Consider the following 14,016-nt stretch of genomic DNA (forward strand, 5'->3'; position numbering starts at 1 on the left):
TGACGTGCCGTGAGGAGCCGGGTCCGGTCGCTCGTACGACCGGGCCCGGCTCTTTTTCGTGCCCGTACGAGAAATCCTCGGCCGGGCTGTCACATCTCCCGCCGCCGCTCCGTCAGTGCAGTGACAGCGACGCACCGCCGACACAGGAGGCAGAGATCATGCAGGCACGGATGAAGAACCCGGCGTTCGTCCTTCCCGGCGCGATGAAGGGCATCGGCACCCTGTTCCAGGCGATCGGGGAGGGCGGCCTGGCGCAGGACGTTGCGGAGATCGTGGGGCTGCGCGCCAGTCAGATCAACGGCTGCGGCGCCTGTGTGCACGGGCACGTCGAGAACCTCCGCAAGGCCGGGGTGAGCGAGGAGCGCATCGCGGCCGTCGCCGCCTGGCGGCACGCCCCGTTCTTCTCGGACGCCGAGCGGGCCGCGCTGAAGCTGACGGAGGCGATGACGCGGCTCTCCGACCTGTCGGGGGAGTCGGTCCCGGACGCGCTGTGGGACGAGGTGGCCGACCACTTCGACGAGAAGGAACTCTCCGCGCTGATCCTCACCGTCGCGGTCACCAACCTCTTCAACCGCATCAACACCACCATCCAGGAGCCCGCCGGCACCACCTGGGGCTGACGGCCGTACGGCCCGGTCGTGGGCCCGTGACCCCGGTGCGGAGTGTCGCGTTATGAACACTTCCGTCTGATCCACCAAGATGTGCGCGAAATCATCCCATTTCTTGCGCGGTGTCGCGTCGGTGTGGTGGAGAGGGGTCCAGGATGAGCAGCGCATCGGTGTCGCCGCACGGCTTCGTGGCCGTGCGGGGGCGCGGCTACCGTCCCGAGCAGGTCGACGCGTACGCCGAGGCCCTCTCCGCGGAACGTGACGCGGCCTGGGAACGGGCCGCCCGGCTGACGGTGCTCGCCCGGGAGATGGGTGAGGAGCTGGGGCGGCTGCGGGAGGCCGCGGCCCGACTGGCCCCGCAGACCTACGAGTCGCTCGGGGAGCGAGCCCACAGGCTCTTCGAACTCGGTCGGGACGAGGCCGCGGCCGTGCGGGAGGGGGCGCGACGGGAAGCGCGGGAACTCGTCGACGGGGCGCGGGAGTCCGCGGCGGGCGTGCGCGAGTCCGCGCAGGCGTACGCCGATGCCGTGCGCGCCGACGCCGATGAACGCGCCCGGCAGCGGCTGCTCGCCGCGCGCGCCGAGGCCGACGAGGTCCGGGGCTCGGCCCGGAGCGAGGCCGAAGCACAGCGGGGTGAGGCACTGGCCGCGCTGCGGGAGATGCGGCAGCGCACGTCCGGGATGCTCGCCGAGCAGGCCAAGGAACGCGAGGAGCGGTGGGCCGGGGTGGAGCGGGAGGAGGCCGGCCGTGCGGCGGCGCTGGACGCGGACCGTGCGCAGGCCGTGGCGCGCGCCGAGGCCGCGTTGTCCGAGGCCGAGCTTGCCTTCGCCGACGCGGAGGACTCCGCCCGGAGCCTGGAGGAGGAGGCACACGCCCGTGCCGCGGAGTTGGTGGACCGGGCCCGGGCGCGGGCGGCGGCCGTCGAGCAGGAGACGGAACGGGTGCTCCGCGAGCACGCGGAACGCGCGGACGACGTACGGGACCACATCGAACGCGTCCACACCAGCCTGACGGCGTGGGCGGGGCAGACCGCGGAGTGACGGGCGGGACGTGACTGTGGCAGCCTGCCCGCCCCCAGCGTGTAGGGGCACGCCTGACCTCGTATGCCGCCGCGGCGGTACCGCAGGCCGTACCGCCGCCGCCCCGCCCCGTGCCGTCCGGGTCAGCGGTCCCTTCGTACCGCGCCCGCGAGGATCCAGGCCTCCACCGCCTCGTACTGATGGCGCTGTTCCTCCGACTTGCGCCGGCCCGAGGCCACCGTGCCCAGCCAGCCGCAGGCGAAGCCCAGGGGTATGGAGAGCAGGCCCGTGGTGGTGAACGGGAACCAGTTGAAGTCGGCCTCGGGGAAGGCGGAGACGGGCGAACCGGAGACCAGGTTCGTGCCCGGCATCAGCAGCAGGACTGCCAGTGAGCCGCCGATGAGCGTGCTGAGCAGCCCCGTTCGGGTGTAGCGGCGCCAGAAGAGGCTGTAGACCAGCGCCGGCGCGATGGCCGAGGCGCCCAGGCAGAAGGACAGCGTCACCAGGGGTTGCAGGCTGCGGTGCTGGACGAGCGTGGCCAGGAGGATCGCCGGGACGCCCACCGCCAGGGCCGAGATCCGGGCCAGTGCCATCTCGCGGCGCGGCGACATCTCCCGTACCCGGGCCGCGAACACGTCGTGCGCGAGGGAGTTGGCGCAGGCCAGGATCATCCCGGCGACGGAGGCGAGCAGCGTCAGGAAGACCGCGGTGGTGACCGTCGTGAACAGGAACGTCTCCGCCGTCGACACGTCCGCGCCGAACGCCGCCTGGGAACCCAGCAGGTAGGCCGTGTTGCCCTGCGGGTCGACCTGGGCGATGACCTCCCTCCCGACCAGCGCGGTCGCGCCGAAGCCGACGACCGTGATGACGAGCACGAACAGGGCCACGCTCGACACGGCCCAGGACATCGAACGCCGTACCTGCCGGGCGCTGGAGGCGGTGTACATGCGCATGGTGACGTGCGGCAGGCAGGCGCCGCCGAGGACGATCGTCAGATGCGCCGTGATCATGTCCAGGTCGGGGCTGGCGGCGCCCGTGAACTGCAGGCCCGACGAGAGGAACGCCGAGCCCACACCGCTGTTCCCGGCGGCCGCGCCGAACAGGGCCCCCGGGTCCCAGTCGAAGCGGTGGAGGATCAGCGCCGCGACCACCAGGCCGGAGCCGAGCAGCATCACGATCTTCAGGATCTGGATGAGAGCGGTGCCCTTCATGCCGCCGATCGCCGCGTAACTGATCATCAGCGCGCCGACGCCGATGATGCAGCCCGTCTGCAACGACTCGCCGGAGAAGCCGAGGATGAACGCCATCAGCTGCCCGGTCCCCGCCAACTGCACCAGCATCAGCGGCAGCAGCGCCGCCAGGGTCACCGCACAGGCCGCGATGCGCACCGCGCGCCCCGGCATCCGGCGGGCCAGCGCGTCGCCCATGGTGAACCGGCCCGCGTTGCGCAGCGGTTCGGCCAGCAGGAACATCAGCAGCATCAGCGACAGGGCCGTGCTCAGGGCCAGGACGGTGCCGTCGTAGCCGAACAGGGCGATCACGCCGCCGGTGCCGAGGACCGTCGCGGCGGAGATGTAGTCGCCGGCGATCGCCAGGCCGTTGCGCATGGGGGACAGGGAGCTGTAGCCGGTGTAGAACTCGTCGAGGTCGTCCCGGTCCGGGCCGGTCATCACGCACAGCAGCAGCGTGATCGTGGCGACCGTGGAGAAGCCGACCAGGGACATCGCCTGGGCGTTTCCGCTGAACTCGGTGGTCACCGCGCCCCCTCCCGCTTGGCGTCCAGCGCGGCCTGCTTGCGGATCCGGTCCGCTATCGGGTCGACGCGGCGGCGGGCCGTCTGCTCGTACAGGGCGATCGCCACCCAGGTCACGGGGACCTGGATGAGCGCGAGGAGCAGGCCGGTGGGGAGGCCGTCGGTGACGGTGCTCGTCATCAGCGACGGGGCGAACGCCGACAGGAGCAGGAACATGACGAAGTAGCCGAGCGCCGTGAGCGTGGCCACGCGCCGCTGCCAGCGGTAGGCGCCGCGCAGCACCCGCAGGTCGCTGTGGTGCCCGAGGGAGGCGTGGCGCCGGGGAGGCCTCCCGGCCGGCTCAGGCTCCTGCCGCGGCACCCAGGGGTAGGTGTCGTAGGAGGGCGACGAATCGGGCGGTGGGTACCGGTGGGGCGGGGGTGGGTCGTAGGACATCCCGGTGCTCCTTGCGAGGGTTTATCCGGTGCGGCGGACCGCAGGGAGGTTGGGGGGTGAGCGGCCACGCACGTTACTTCGGAGTACCGGTGCCGCGCGAGGGTTTCGCCAAACTGATCGGTCGGTATGCGCTTACCTTTCCGACCTCTGGTGTTACCGGCGTTGACTCAGGCTTGTGGGCACCCCCGGTGGGCTACTTGAGGTGGATCAGCGCCACGGACGCCGGCACTTCGCTGTGATCGTCGAGCGTCGCGCCGAACGCCAGCCGCCGGTCGGTCCGACGCCGCACCGAACTGCCGGCGCGGACCGTGAAGCCGATGCCGACCCGGCCTCCGGCGGGAACGCGTATGCGTACCTCCCGCCGCCCGGACTCCGCCCGCACGGACCACCCGTCGCCCACCGGCCGGGCCGCGAGCGTCACATGGCATGCGGTGGCACCGAAGTTGTAGACGTCGACGACCATGCGCGTACGGCGGCCGAGGCGGTAGCCGTACGGCGGCGGCGCGTCACCGTCGTCCTTGCCGGGGGCGGCGTTTCGGGCGGGGAAGCGCTGGGCGAGGACGATGTGCTCGGCGGGGGAGAGGCGGGCCCGGGGGCGAGCGGCGGCTCGTACGGAGGGAGCGGAGATCACGGAGTGCGCGGAGGCCACGGGGGTCGCCAGGGCCACAGGGGTCGCCGGGGCCACGGGGGTCGCCGGGGCCACGGGGGTCGCCGGGGCCACGGAGGGCGCCAGGGCCACAGGGGCCGGGCCGGTTGCGGAGGCCGAGGGGGAGACGACGAACAGAGGGTCACGTGAGACGGTCACCGGCCCCGCCCGCAGACGGCGGCCCATCAGGTCGTACGCGACCCCCGCCACGTCCACGCGCACCGGCCGCTCCGCCCACAGCACCATGACCCGCTCTCCACGTCCGCTGTCGAAGACGAACCCCCGGGCGCCGTCCGGCAGGCCGGGCGCGAAGCCGGTGAAGTGTGCCGCGCCGAGCAGCGAGGTGAGGGCCGCGAAGGCGCTGTAGGCGGGCAGCGGGCGGAAATCCCTGTCCAGCAGCCCGAAGTAGACGCCGTCGTCGTGCAGCGGCGGGCCCGCGAACCAGAACTGCCGGTCGTTCCCGGCCGCCAGCCCCTCCACCATGGACCGCACCACGTACCGCGCCTGCACCATCTCCTGCTCCGGCGTCAGGTCCTCTCCGGGCCGGGCCTTCTGGAACGCACCGCACTCCGTCATCCACAGCGGTACGCGTGCCTGGTGCCGGCGGGCCAGTTCGTGCTGCTCCTCCGCGGCGCCCGGGAAGCGCGGCTCGCCGGGCTCGGTCGGGTCCGGGTAGCCGTGGAAGGCCCAGACATCGGCGTACCGCACGACGTCGTTGGCGAGCATCAGGTCCTGGAAGGGGCCGGTCTGCGCGATGCCCGGCAGGACGACGAGGCAGGGCTCGGGCGCGGCGTCCTTGATTCCGAGGGCGGCGGCCTTCACGAACGCGGCGTGGGCGTCGCCGGTGCTGCGGGTGGTGTCGACGTCCGGTTCGTTCGAGAGCTGGAGTGCCTCGGGGGCGGCCGCCGCCAGGTGCCGGGCGTAGCGGTAGGCGTGCCTGAGGTCCGCCGGGAGCGGAAGCGAGGCGTCGGTCATGGACCACTCGGGGGCGGGGGAGAGCACGTCGAGGACGGCCAGGCCGTGGGCGCGCAGGGTACGGGTGCGGCGGTCGTGGTGGGAGGTGTCGTACGCGCCGGGGGCCGGTTCGGCCGCGGGCCAGGACTGGCCGTCGCGTACCCAGCCGGCTCCCATGTCCCGCACGGCCGCGGCGAAGTCCGCCAGCCGGGACGGCGGCACGAGGGAGGACGCCCAGACGTTGACGCCGAAGCGGCTGGCGGGGCCGGTGACGGCGGGGCGCGCGGGCAGGCGGGCGAACCGGCCCGTCACGCCGTCCGCGCTCACCCGGTAGTGACCCGGGGGCAGGGCGGGCAGCGTGACCGTCGCACTCGTGGCCCCCGCGGCGATGGTGGCCCGGCCGGCCGCTGCCTGCCTTCCGCGGTGGTCGCTGACGACGTACCGCACGCGGTACGCGCGTGTGGCGCGCCCGTCGAGGGTCAGTCGCAGCCGGGCCGGTTCGCCCACGCGGTGCCGGGGCACCGACAGTTCGCACAGGGCCGGGTGACCGGCCAGGTGGCGCAGGGTGAAGCGGTCCAGGGACAGGGCGTACGCCGTCGTGTCGTCGAGGACGGCCGGTTCGGCGACGCGGAACGTGAGCGTATGGGCACCGGCGTCCAGTTCGACCACGCCCAGGTCCAGGACGGACAGGTCGCCCCAGGCGGGCCGCGACTCGTACCAGTGCGGTTGCGAGCGCGCGATCTCCGCGAACGGGCCGTCGTCCACGGACAGTAGCGGGTAGGAGGCGACGGCCTCGGTATGCGGCGTCTCCATCGGCGCGGTGGCGACGGCGGTCAGCGCGTACACCCCGGGCCGCGGTACACGCACGACGTACGTCGCGTACCAGCCGGTCCCCGCCGGGGGTTTCCCGGCCGTCCGTAACCTCAGGTACCGCCCGCCGGACGCCCGGCGGTCCCTGACCACCGGGATGTTCGTCCGTACCGCGGCCTCACCCTGCACCGTCACCGCCGTGGGCGCGGCCGCCCGGGCCGCGGGCGTGCCGTGCGCCGCCGCCACCGCTCCGAGTCCCGCCGCCATCGCCGTGCGCCTGTTGAAGTCCATGCCACCAGCAGACACGCACCGGCCGTCACGGCGCGTCACCCGCACGAGTGTCCGGTCCCGGAAAGGCGTCGGGGTCGGGCCTTAGGGGTTGCCGGGGGCGGCGGTGAGGTGTTCGCGGACGTAGCGGATGCCGGGGCGGCCGCCGACGGTCGTGTTCTCCACCCGCGTGAAACCGTTGCGGGTCAGGACCTTCATGGAGGCGGGATTGTCCAGGGTCGTCCGCGCGGTGAGGGACGTCAGCCCGTACTCGGCGGCGGCCAGCCGGCACATCTGTGCGACGGCGGCCGTGGCCACGCCCCGGCCCGAGGCGCGCTCGCCGATCCGGTAGCCGAGTTCGGCGCTGCCGTCCGCCGCGTCCATCAGGTTCACCCGGCCCACCAGCGCCTCATCCTCCAGGAGGACATGGAAGTGGCACACGCGCGCGTGCTGCTCCTCCAGGAGCGCCCGGTGGCGTTCGGCGAACCCGGCCGGGGTGAAGTAGGCGTCCCCGCGGTCCGGGACCGTCCGTGCGAAGTACGCCCGGTTCTCCCGCTCGAAGGCCAGCAGGGCGTCCGCGTGGTCGGCGCGCAGCCGTTCCAGGGTCAGCATGGGCCGGAGGATACGTACCGTCAGTCCTTCAGCACCGGGAATTTCCGGGGCGCGAGGAACAGCAGCACCAGGAACGCCAGGGCCGCCGCGCCCGCCGCGCCCAGGTAGACCGCGTGCACCGCGTCCGCGATCGCCCGCCGGGTCGCCTCCGGGGCGCTGCCCGGGTCCAGCGCCCGGGTCACCGAGTCGAGGTCGCCCGCACCGCCGAGCCGGGAGGCCAGCACCCCGTTGGCGACCGCGCCGAAGAGCGCCGCGCCGATCGTCTGGCCGGTCTGGCGGCAGAACAGCACGGACGCGGTCGTCGTACCGCGCTCCGCCCAGCCCACCGTCGACTGCACCCCGACGATGAGGGGCAGCTGGAACAGGCCCAGCGCGCCACCGAGCAGCAGCATCAGCAGGGTCGGCTGCCACGCCTGCCCGGGGTACGGCAGGAGGGGGAACGCGAACAGGATCAGCGAGGCCGTTCCGATGCCCAGCATCGCGGTGTTGCGGAAGCCGATCCTGCGGTACACGTGCTGGCTCAGCGCCGCCGACACCGGCCAGCTCAACGTCCACACGGAGAGCACGAATCCGGCGGCCACGGGCGCGAGGCCCAGCACCGACTGGGCGTAGGTGGGCAGGAACACCGTCGGCGCGACCATCAGCAGACCCAGCGCCCCCAGGGCCAGATTGACCGCGGCGATCGTGCGGCGCCGCCACACCCAGCCCGGGATGATCGGCTCCGCCGCCCGGCGCTCCACCAGCACCACCACCGCGACCAGGACGAGTCCCGCACCGAACAGGGCCAGTGAGGGCGCCGACAGCCACGGCCACGCCACCCCGCCCTGCACCAAGGCCGTGAGCAGCACGCCGCCGCAGGCGAACACCGCGAGCGCGCCCGCCCAGTCCACGCGCGCGTGGGGCGCCGTTTCCCGCTCCGGCTCGTGGAGGTGACGGACGATCAGCCACAGGGCGACCGTGCCGATCGGCAGGTTGACCAGGAAGATCCAGCGCCAGTCCGCATAGGCGGCGAGCACACCGCCGAGGCCCGGGCCGGCGACCGCGGACAGCGCCCACACCGTCGAGAGTTTCGACTGGATCTTGGGCCGGTCCTTCAGCGGGTACAGGTCGGCGGCGAGCGTCTGCACGGTCCCCTGGAGGGCGCCGCCGCCCAGGCCCTGCACGATCCGGAAGGCGATGAGCGCCCCCATGTTCCAGGCCAGCGCGCACAGCAGGGAGCCGACGAGGAACAGGGCCGAGCCCGCTATCAGGACCGGTTTGCGGCCGAAGGTGTCGGAGAGCTTGCCGTACACGGGCAGGGTGACGGTCACGGCCAGCAGGTAGCCGGAGAACAGCCAGGAGAAGACGGAGAAACCGCCGAGGTCCCCGACGATCTGCGGGACGGCCGTCGAGACGATGGTGGCGTCGAGCGCCGCCAGCGCCATCGAGAGCATCAGCGCGGCGACGACGGCTCCGCGCCGGTCGGTCGCGGCCGGACGCGCGGTCTCACGTGCCGCGGAACTGGTGCTGCCCACCCCGGGTTCCTCCCCCTCGCCGTGGCCACGCCGCCGTCCCGCGCCGTCGCCGCTGTGCCTGCCCCTTGCACCTACCTGCCGCCGACAGCTTCCCACTTGACCCTGACGTCGCGGGAGGGTGGAGCCTGACTGGACCGACGGGTGGAGCCAACCCTGAGACGGCCTCCACCCTTCGGTGGACTGCCCCTAGGGGTACCTCCGTACTACGACCTGGGGAGGGTTCGTACCGGCGGAGGACGAGACGCGGAGGCGGCGCTCCTTAACCTGGCTTTACGCCGCCGGGGGGCGGTTCTCACACCGGCGGGGGTGGGGTTTTCCACAGGAAAAGACTGCGCTGAACACCAGGGCGCGGGGCCCCTCCCCGCGGCGAGACTGAAACGCGTCGGACGGATTCGTGGTCCGGCAACGCGTACCGCGGCTGTCGACCAGGCGACCGCCTTCACCATCTGCTGACCGATATAGGAGACATACCGTGACTTCGGCTGTGACCATTCCCAGGCACGGGGGTACTGGAGGGCGTACGGCCGTTGCCGCGCGGGCGCGGCAGGTCGTGAAGGCGTACGGGTCCGGAGAGACCCGGGTCGTCGCCCTCGATCACGTCGACGTGGACATCGCACGCGGCCAGTTCACCGCGATCATGGGCCCCTCGGGCTCCGGCAAGTCCACGCTCATGCACTGCCTCGCCGGGCTCGACACCGTCACCGGCGGGCAGATCTACCTCGACGAGACCGAGATCACCGGCCTGAAGGACAAGAAGCTCACGCAGCTGCGCCGGGACCGCATCGGGTTCATCTTCCAGGCGTTCAACCTGCTGCCGACGCTCAACGCCATAGAGAACATCACGCTGCCCATGGACATCGCGGGCCGCAAGCCGGACAAGCAGTGGCTGGCCCGGGTCGTGGAGACCGTCGGCCTCGCCGACCGGCTCAAGCACCGGCCCACCCAGCTCTCCGGCGGCCAGCAGCAGCGCGTCGCCGTGGCGCGGGCGCTCGCGGCCCGGCCCGAGATCATCTTCGGTGACGAGCCGACCGGAAACCTCGACTCGCGCGCGGGTGCCGAGGTCCTCGGCTTCCTGCGCCGGTCCGTGGACGAACTGGGCCAGACCATCGTCATGGTCACGCACGACCCGGTGGCCGCCTCGTACGCGGACCGCGTGCTGTACCTCGCCGACGGCCGCATCGTCGACGAGATGTACAAGCCGACCGCCGAGGCCGTCCTGGACCGCATGAAGGACTTCGACGCCCGGGGGCGCACGTCATGACCGTCATGAAGACCTCGATGCGCAACTTCCTCGCGCACAAGGGCCGCATGGCGCTCTCCGCGATCGCCGTCCTGCTGTCGGTGGCCTTCGTCTGCGGGACGCTCGTCTTCACGGACACCATGTCCACCACGTTCGACAAGCTCTTCGCGGCCACCTCCTCGGACGTGACGGTGAGCGCCAAGGGCGCCTCCGACAGCGGTGAGACGACCGCCGACAACGGCAAGCCGCCCGTGATGCCGGCCTCCGTGCTCGGCGAGGTGCGGGGGGCCGACGGCGTGAAGTCCGCCGAGGGCACCGTCTTCTCGACTTCGGTCACCGTCGTCGACGCCGACAAGGACAACCTCTCGCCCACCAGCGGCGGCCCGACCATCGTCGGCAGCTGGAACGCCACCGACGCCCGCACCATGAAGATCACCTCCGGTGCGGCACCCAAGGGCGGCGACCAGATCATGGTCGACGCCGACACCGCCGACAAGCACGGCCTGAAGCTCGGCGACGAGATCGCGGTGATCAGCGCGGTCGGCACGCACCAGGCGAAGATCTCCGGCATCGCCGACTTCACCGTCACCAACCCCGGCGCCGCGATCTTCTACTTCGACACGAAGACCGCCCAGCAGGCCCTGGTCGGCGAGACCGGCGTCTACACCAACGTCAACGTCACCGCGGCCGCCGGGGTCAGCGACGCGCAGCTGAAGAAGAACGTCACCGCCGAACTCGGCGGCGGCTTCCAGGTCAAGACGGCCAAGGAGACCGCCGACGCCAACCAGAAGGACGTCGAGGGCTTCATGAACGTCATGAAGTACGCGATGCTCGGCTTCGCCGGGATCGCCTTCCTCGTCGGCATCTTCCTGATCATCAACACCTTCTCCATGCTGGTCGCCCAGCGCACCCGGGAGATCGGCCTGATGCGGGCCATCGGCTCCTCCCGCAAGCAGGTCAACCGCTCGGTGCTGGCCGAGGCGCTGCTGCTCGGCTTCGTCGGCTCGGTGCTCGGTGTGGGCGCGGGCGTCGGCCTCGCCGTCGGCCTGATGAAGCTCATGGGCCAGATGGGCATGGAACTGTCCACCGACGACCTGACGGTGGCCTGGACGACCCCGGTGGTCGGCCTCGTCCTCGGCGTGGTCGTCACCGTCCTCGCCGCCTACCTGCCCGCCCGGCGCGCCGGCAAGATCTCCCCGATGGCCGCCCTGCGCGACGCGGGAGCCCCGGCGGACGCCAAGGCCGGGTGGATCCGCGGCATCATCGGCACCGTCCTCACCGCAGGCGGCGTCTTCGCCCTGTACCTCGCGGCGGCGGCCGACAAGGCCACGGACGGCTCGCTGTGGCTCGGCATCGGCGTGGTGCTGTCGCTGATCGGCTTCGTCGTGATCGGCCCGCTGCTCGCCGGCGGAGTGGTCCGCGTCCTCGGCGCGGTCCTGCTGCGGATGTTCGGCCCCGTGGGCCGCATGGCCGAGCGCAACGCCCTGCGCAACCCGCGCCGCACCGGCGCCACGGGCGCCGCGCTGATGATCGGTCTCGCCCTGGTGGCGTGCCTGTCCGTGGTCGGCTCCTCCATGGTGGCCTCCGCCACCGACCAGCTCGACAAGACCGTCGGCACGGACTTCATCGTCCAGTCCGACAGCGGCCAGCTGCTCACCCCGCAGGCCGTCAAGGCCATGAAGTCGACGCCGGAACTGGAGCGGGTCACCGAGTACAAGTGGACCCAGGCCGACTTCACCACCCCCGACGGCGAGACCCTCAAGGACACGGCGATCACGGCGGCCGACCCGTCGTACGCGACCGACCTGCGCACCGAGACGGTCGCCGGCAAGCTGCCCGACGCCTACAAGCCCGACTCGATGTCCGTGCACGAGAAGTTCGCCAAGGACCACGGCATCAGCCTCGGCTCGAAGATCAAGGTGGCCTTCAAGGACGGCTCCGCCGCCGACCTGACGGTCCGGGCGATCACCAGCAGTGACGTCGTGATCGACGCGGGAGCGATGTACACGTCCATCGCCACGATGGCCAAGTACGTCCCGGCCGACAAGATGCCGCTGGACTCGCTGGTCTTCGCCACTGCCAAGGAAGGGCAGCAGGACGCGGCCTACAAGTCCCTGAAGTCGGCACTGCACGACTACCCGCAGTACACCGTGCGCGACCAGACCGACTACAAGGAGGCCCTGAAGGACCAGATCGGCCAGCTGCTCAACATGATCTACGGCCTGCTGGCCCTGGCGATCATCGTCGCCATCCTGGGCGTCGTGAACACCCTGGCCCTGTCCGTGGTGGAGCGCACCCGGGAGATCGGCCTGATGCGGGCGATCGGCCTCTCCCGCCGCCAGCTGCGCCGCATGATCCGCATGGAGTCCGTCGTCATCGCCCTCTTCGGCGCCCTGCTGGGCCTCGGACTGGGCATGGGCTGGGGCGCCACCGCACAGCAGCTGCTGGAGCTGGAGGGCCTGATGATCCTCGACATCCCCTGGCCGACCATCTTCGGCGTCTTCATCGGCTCGGCGTTCGTGGGCCTGTTCGCGGCACTGATCCCGGCGTTCCGGGCGGGCCGGATGAACGTCCTGAACGCGATCGCGACCGAGTAGCCACCCGAGAACCACCGCACACGGGGGTTGCGGGGGACGGCCCGCCCCGGAGGTCTCGGCCTCCGGGGCGGGCCTCAGCGCTGTCCGGCCGAACGCGAGGCGCGTCAGCCGCCGGTCGCCGTCCGCCGCTGGAGGACCACGTACCCGTTGGCCTGGCCCGCCACGGCGTACTCGGCGTCGGGGTGCAGCACCCGGGCGTAGCCCACCGGGTCCCGGTACGTGCCGTCGACGTTCTCCAGGGCGATGTACTCGGGGGTGACGCCCCGGGTGTTGCCGAGCCAGAAGACCCGGCAGCGCGAGGTGAGGCGGCTGATCGGGCCGACGTTGGCCTCGACGGTGGCGCCGTCGGGTATCCGCGCGAGCAGGCGTTCGACGCCGGACACCGCGGCCGGCTTGCGGTAGATCTCGGCCCCGGTGAGCTGCGCCAGCGGCAGCGAGGTGGTCAGCGCCAGCGCCGCGGCGGCGACGGCGGCCGGCAGTTGGGCGGCGTACGACCGCAGCCACGCGCGCGTGCTGAGGCGGGCGGTGGTGAGGGCGTCGGCGAGAGCGAGCACGACGACCGGCATCAGGACCGCGCTGTAGTGCCAGTCGGTGCCCCAGTAGTGCGCGTCCCCGGACAGGAAGCGCCAGCCGAGCGTCGGCAGCGCGACCACCAGCAGCGGGGAGCGCAGGGCCAGCAGCCCGGTGGTGGGGATCAGCAGCCAGGCGAGGGTGCGCAGCTTGGTGTCGAGGCCCTCGAAGGGGCTGCCCGCCTCGCTGACCTTGTTCCAGTAGTCGTAACCGCCCGACGGGCTGAACGACGGGATCACCACGGTGAGGACGATCACCGTCGCCGCCACGCCGAACACCGCGACACCGAGCGCGTACCGGACCGCCCGGGGCGACCGGCCGCGGGCCCGCCAGGCCACGACCAGCGCGATCGCGGCCAGTGTCAGCCCCAGGTCCTCCTTGACCAGCACCAGGGGAAGGGCCCAGCACAGGGCCGCCCGGCGGCGCTGTGCGAGGAGGGCCTCCAGGGAGAAGGCGATCAGCGGGACGGCGAAGCAGATCTCGTGGAAGTCGAAGTCGACGGCGCGCTGGACGCCCCAGGACAGCCCGTAGGCCAGGCCGAGCGCCAGACCCCGGCGTCGGCCCAGGAGCCGGGCGGCGGCGCGGGTGACCGGCACGGCGGACAGCGCGAAGAGCGCGGCCTGCGCGACCAGCAGCGTGACCGGCGAGGGAAACAGCCGGTACACCGGCGCGAGCACGGCGGTCACCGGGCTGAAGTGGTCCCCCAGGATGTCGAAGCCCGGCCCCTTGAGATCGGCGACCGGCGCCCGCAGATGCGCGTAGGCGCGCACGGCCTGCTCGAAGATGCCCAGGTCCCAGGAGAGGGTCGCCATGTGCCGGTAGCGGCCCACGGAGACGGTCGTGTAGGCGGCGAAGAGGACGGCGGCGAGGAGCCAGGGGTCGCATCGCGCGCCGAGACGGCGCCGGCCACCCGGGGTGCGGGTGACCGGCGTCGGTATCCGGGGCGACGGGGCCCGGAGGGTGGAGGCAGGCATGACGTGCCTTACGCAGG

General features: G+C 72.3%; 10 protein-coding genes. 4 read left to right on the top strand and 6 right to left on the bottom strand.

Annotation, left to right across the window (positions count from 1 at the left end; translation table 11 throughout):
- Window positions 1–158: 158 nt before the first annotated feature.
- Entirely contained in the window at window positions 159–620 is a 462-nt protein-coding gene (locus tag ABZ386_RS31615) for a carboxymuconolactone decarboxylase family protein (protein ID WP_351347629.1), read from the top strand.
- A 143-nt stretch (window positions 621–763) separates the two neighbouring features.
- On the top strand, window positions 764–1,648 hold the full coding sequence (locus ABZ386_RS31620) for a cellulose-binding protein (RefSeq protein WP_356505616.1): 885 nt from the start codon (window positions 764–766) through the stop codon (window positions 1,646–1,648).
- 122 nt (window positions 1,649–1,770) lie between these two features.
- Here the strand turns inward: ABZ386_RS31620 and ABZ386_RS31625 are convergent, their stop codons facing one another.
- The 5 genes from ABZ386_RS31625 to ABZ386_RS31645 form a co-directional block, all read right to left on the bottom strand.
- On the bottom strand, window positions 1,771–3,384 hold the full coding sequence (locus tag ABZ386_RS31625; RefSeq protein ID WP_351347633.1) for a cation acetate symporter: 1,614 nt from the start codon (window positions 3,382–3,384) through the stop codon (window positions 1,771–1,773).
- A complete protein-coding gene (locus ABZ386_RS31630; RefSeq protein WP_358966984.1) occupies window positions 3,381–3,815 on the bottom strand; it encodes a DUF485 domain-containing protein in 435 nt (144 codons plus the stop codon). The genes ABZ386_RS31625 and ABZ386_RS31630 overlap by 4 nt, the downstream gene beginning before the upstream one ends.
- A gap of 193 nt (window positions 3,816–4,008) precedes the next feature.
- Complete coding sequence (locus ABZ386_RS31635; RefSeq protein ID WP_358966987.1) at window positions 4,009–6,516, bottom strand: hypothetical protein; 2,508 nt, start codon at window positions 6,514–6,516, stop codon at window positions 4,009–4,011.
- 81 nt (window positions 6,517–6,597) lie between these two features.
- On the bottom strand, window positions 6,598–7,104 hold the full coding sequence (locus ABZ386_RS31640) for a GNAT family N-acetyltransferase (protein WP_351347639.1): 507 nt from the start codon (window positions 7,102–7,104) through the stop codon (window positions 6,598–6,600).
- Window positions 7,105–7,124: 20 nt separating this feature from the next.
- A complete protein-coding gene (locus ABZ386_RS31645) occupies window positions 7,125–8,618 on the bottom strand; it encodes an MFS transporter (protein WP_355725364.1) in 1,494 nt (497 codons plus the stop codon).
- 472 nt (window positions 8,619–9,090) lie between these two features.
- Between ABZ386_RS31645 and ABZ386_RS31650 the strand changes: the two genes are divergently transcribed.
- Together ABZ386_RS31650 and ABZ386_RS31655 are read left to right on the top strand one after the other, a co-directional pair.
- A complete protein-coding gene (locus tag ABZ386_RS31650; protein ID WP_037758751.1) occupies window positions 9,091–9,879 on the top strand; it encodes an ABC transporter ATP-binding protein in 789 nt (262 codons plus the stop codon).
- A complete protein-coding gene (locus tag ABZ386_RS31655) occupies window positions 9,876–12,455 on the top strand; it encodes an FtsX-like permease family protein (protein ID WP_358966990.1) in 2,580 nt (859 codons plus the stop codon). Before ABZ386_RS31650 ends, ABZ386_RS31655 begins: the two co-directional genes overlap by 4 nt.
- 104 nt (window positions 12,456–12,559) lie before the next feature.
- On the opposite strand, the gene ABZ386_RS31660 is transcribed toward ABZ386_RS31655, so the two are convergent.
- Window positions 12,560–13,999: a DUF2079 domain-containing protein gene (locus ABZ386_RS31660; protein WP_358966993.1), complete on the bottom strand. Its 1,440-nt coding sequence runs from the start codon at window positions 13,997–13,999 to the stop codon at window positions 12,560–12,562.
- Between the last annotated feature and the right edge of the window lie 17 nt (window positions 14,000–14,016).

The organism is Streptomyces sp. NPDC006140 (assembly GCF_040628815.1).
GTDB lineage: Bacteria > Actinomycetota > Actinomycetes > Streptomycetales > Streptomycetaceae > Streptomyces.

Bases quoted from the DNA above. Each gene is read 5' to 3' on its own strand.
- ABZ386_RS31660 (WP_358966993.1), bottom strand. From the start codon at position 13,999: ATGCCTGCCTCCACCCTCCGGGCCCCGTCGCCCCGGATACCGACGCCG.
- ABZ386_RS31655 (WP_358966990.1), top strand. From the start codon at position 9,876: ATGACCGTCATGAAGACCTCGATGCGCAACTTCCTCGCGCACAAGGGC.
- ABZ386_RS31620 (WP_356505616.1), top strand. From the start codon at position 764: ATGAGCAGCGCATCGGTGTCGCCGCACGGCTTCGTGGCCGTGCGGGGG.
- ABZ386_RS31640 (WP_351347639.1), bottom strand. From the start codon at position 7,104: ATGCTGACCCTGGAACGGCTGCGCGCCGACCACGCGGACGCCCTGCTG.
- ABZ386_RS31615 (WP_351347629.1), top strand. From the start codon at position 159: ATGCAGGCACGGATGAAGAACCCGGCGTTCGTCCTTCCCGGCGCGATG.
- ABZ386_RS31630 (WP_358966984.1), bottom strand. From the start codon at position 3,815: ATGTCCTACGACCCACCCCCGCCCCACCGGTACCCACCGCCCGATTCG.
- ABZ386_RS31635 (WP_358966987.1), bottom strand. From the start codon at position 6,516: ATGGACTTCAACAGGCGCACGGCGATGGCGGCGGGACTCGGAGCGGTG.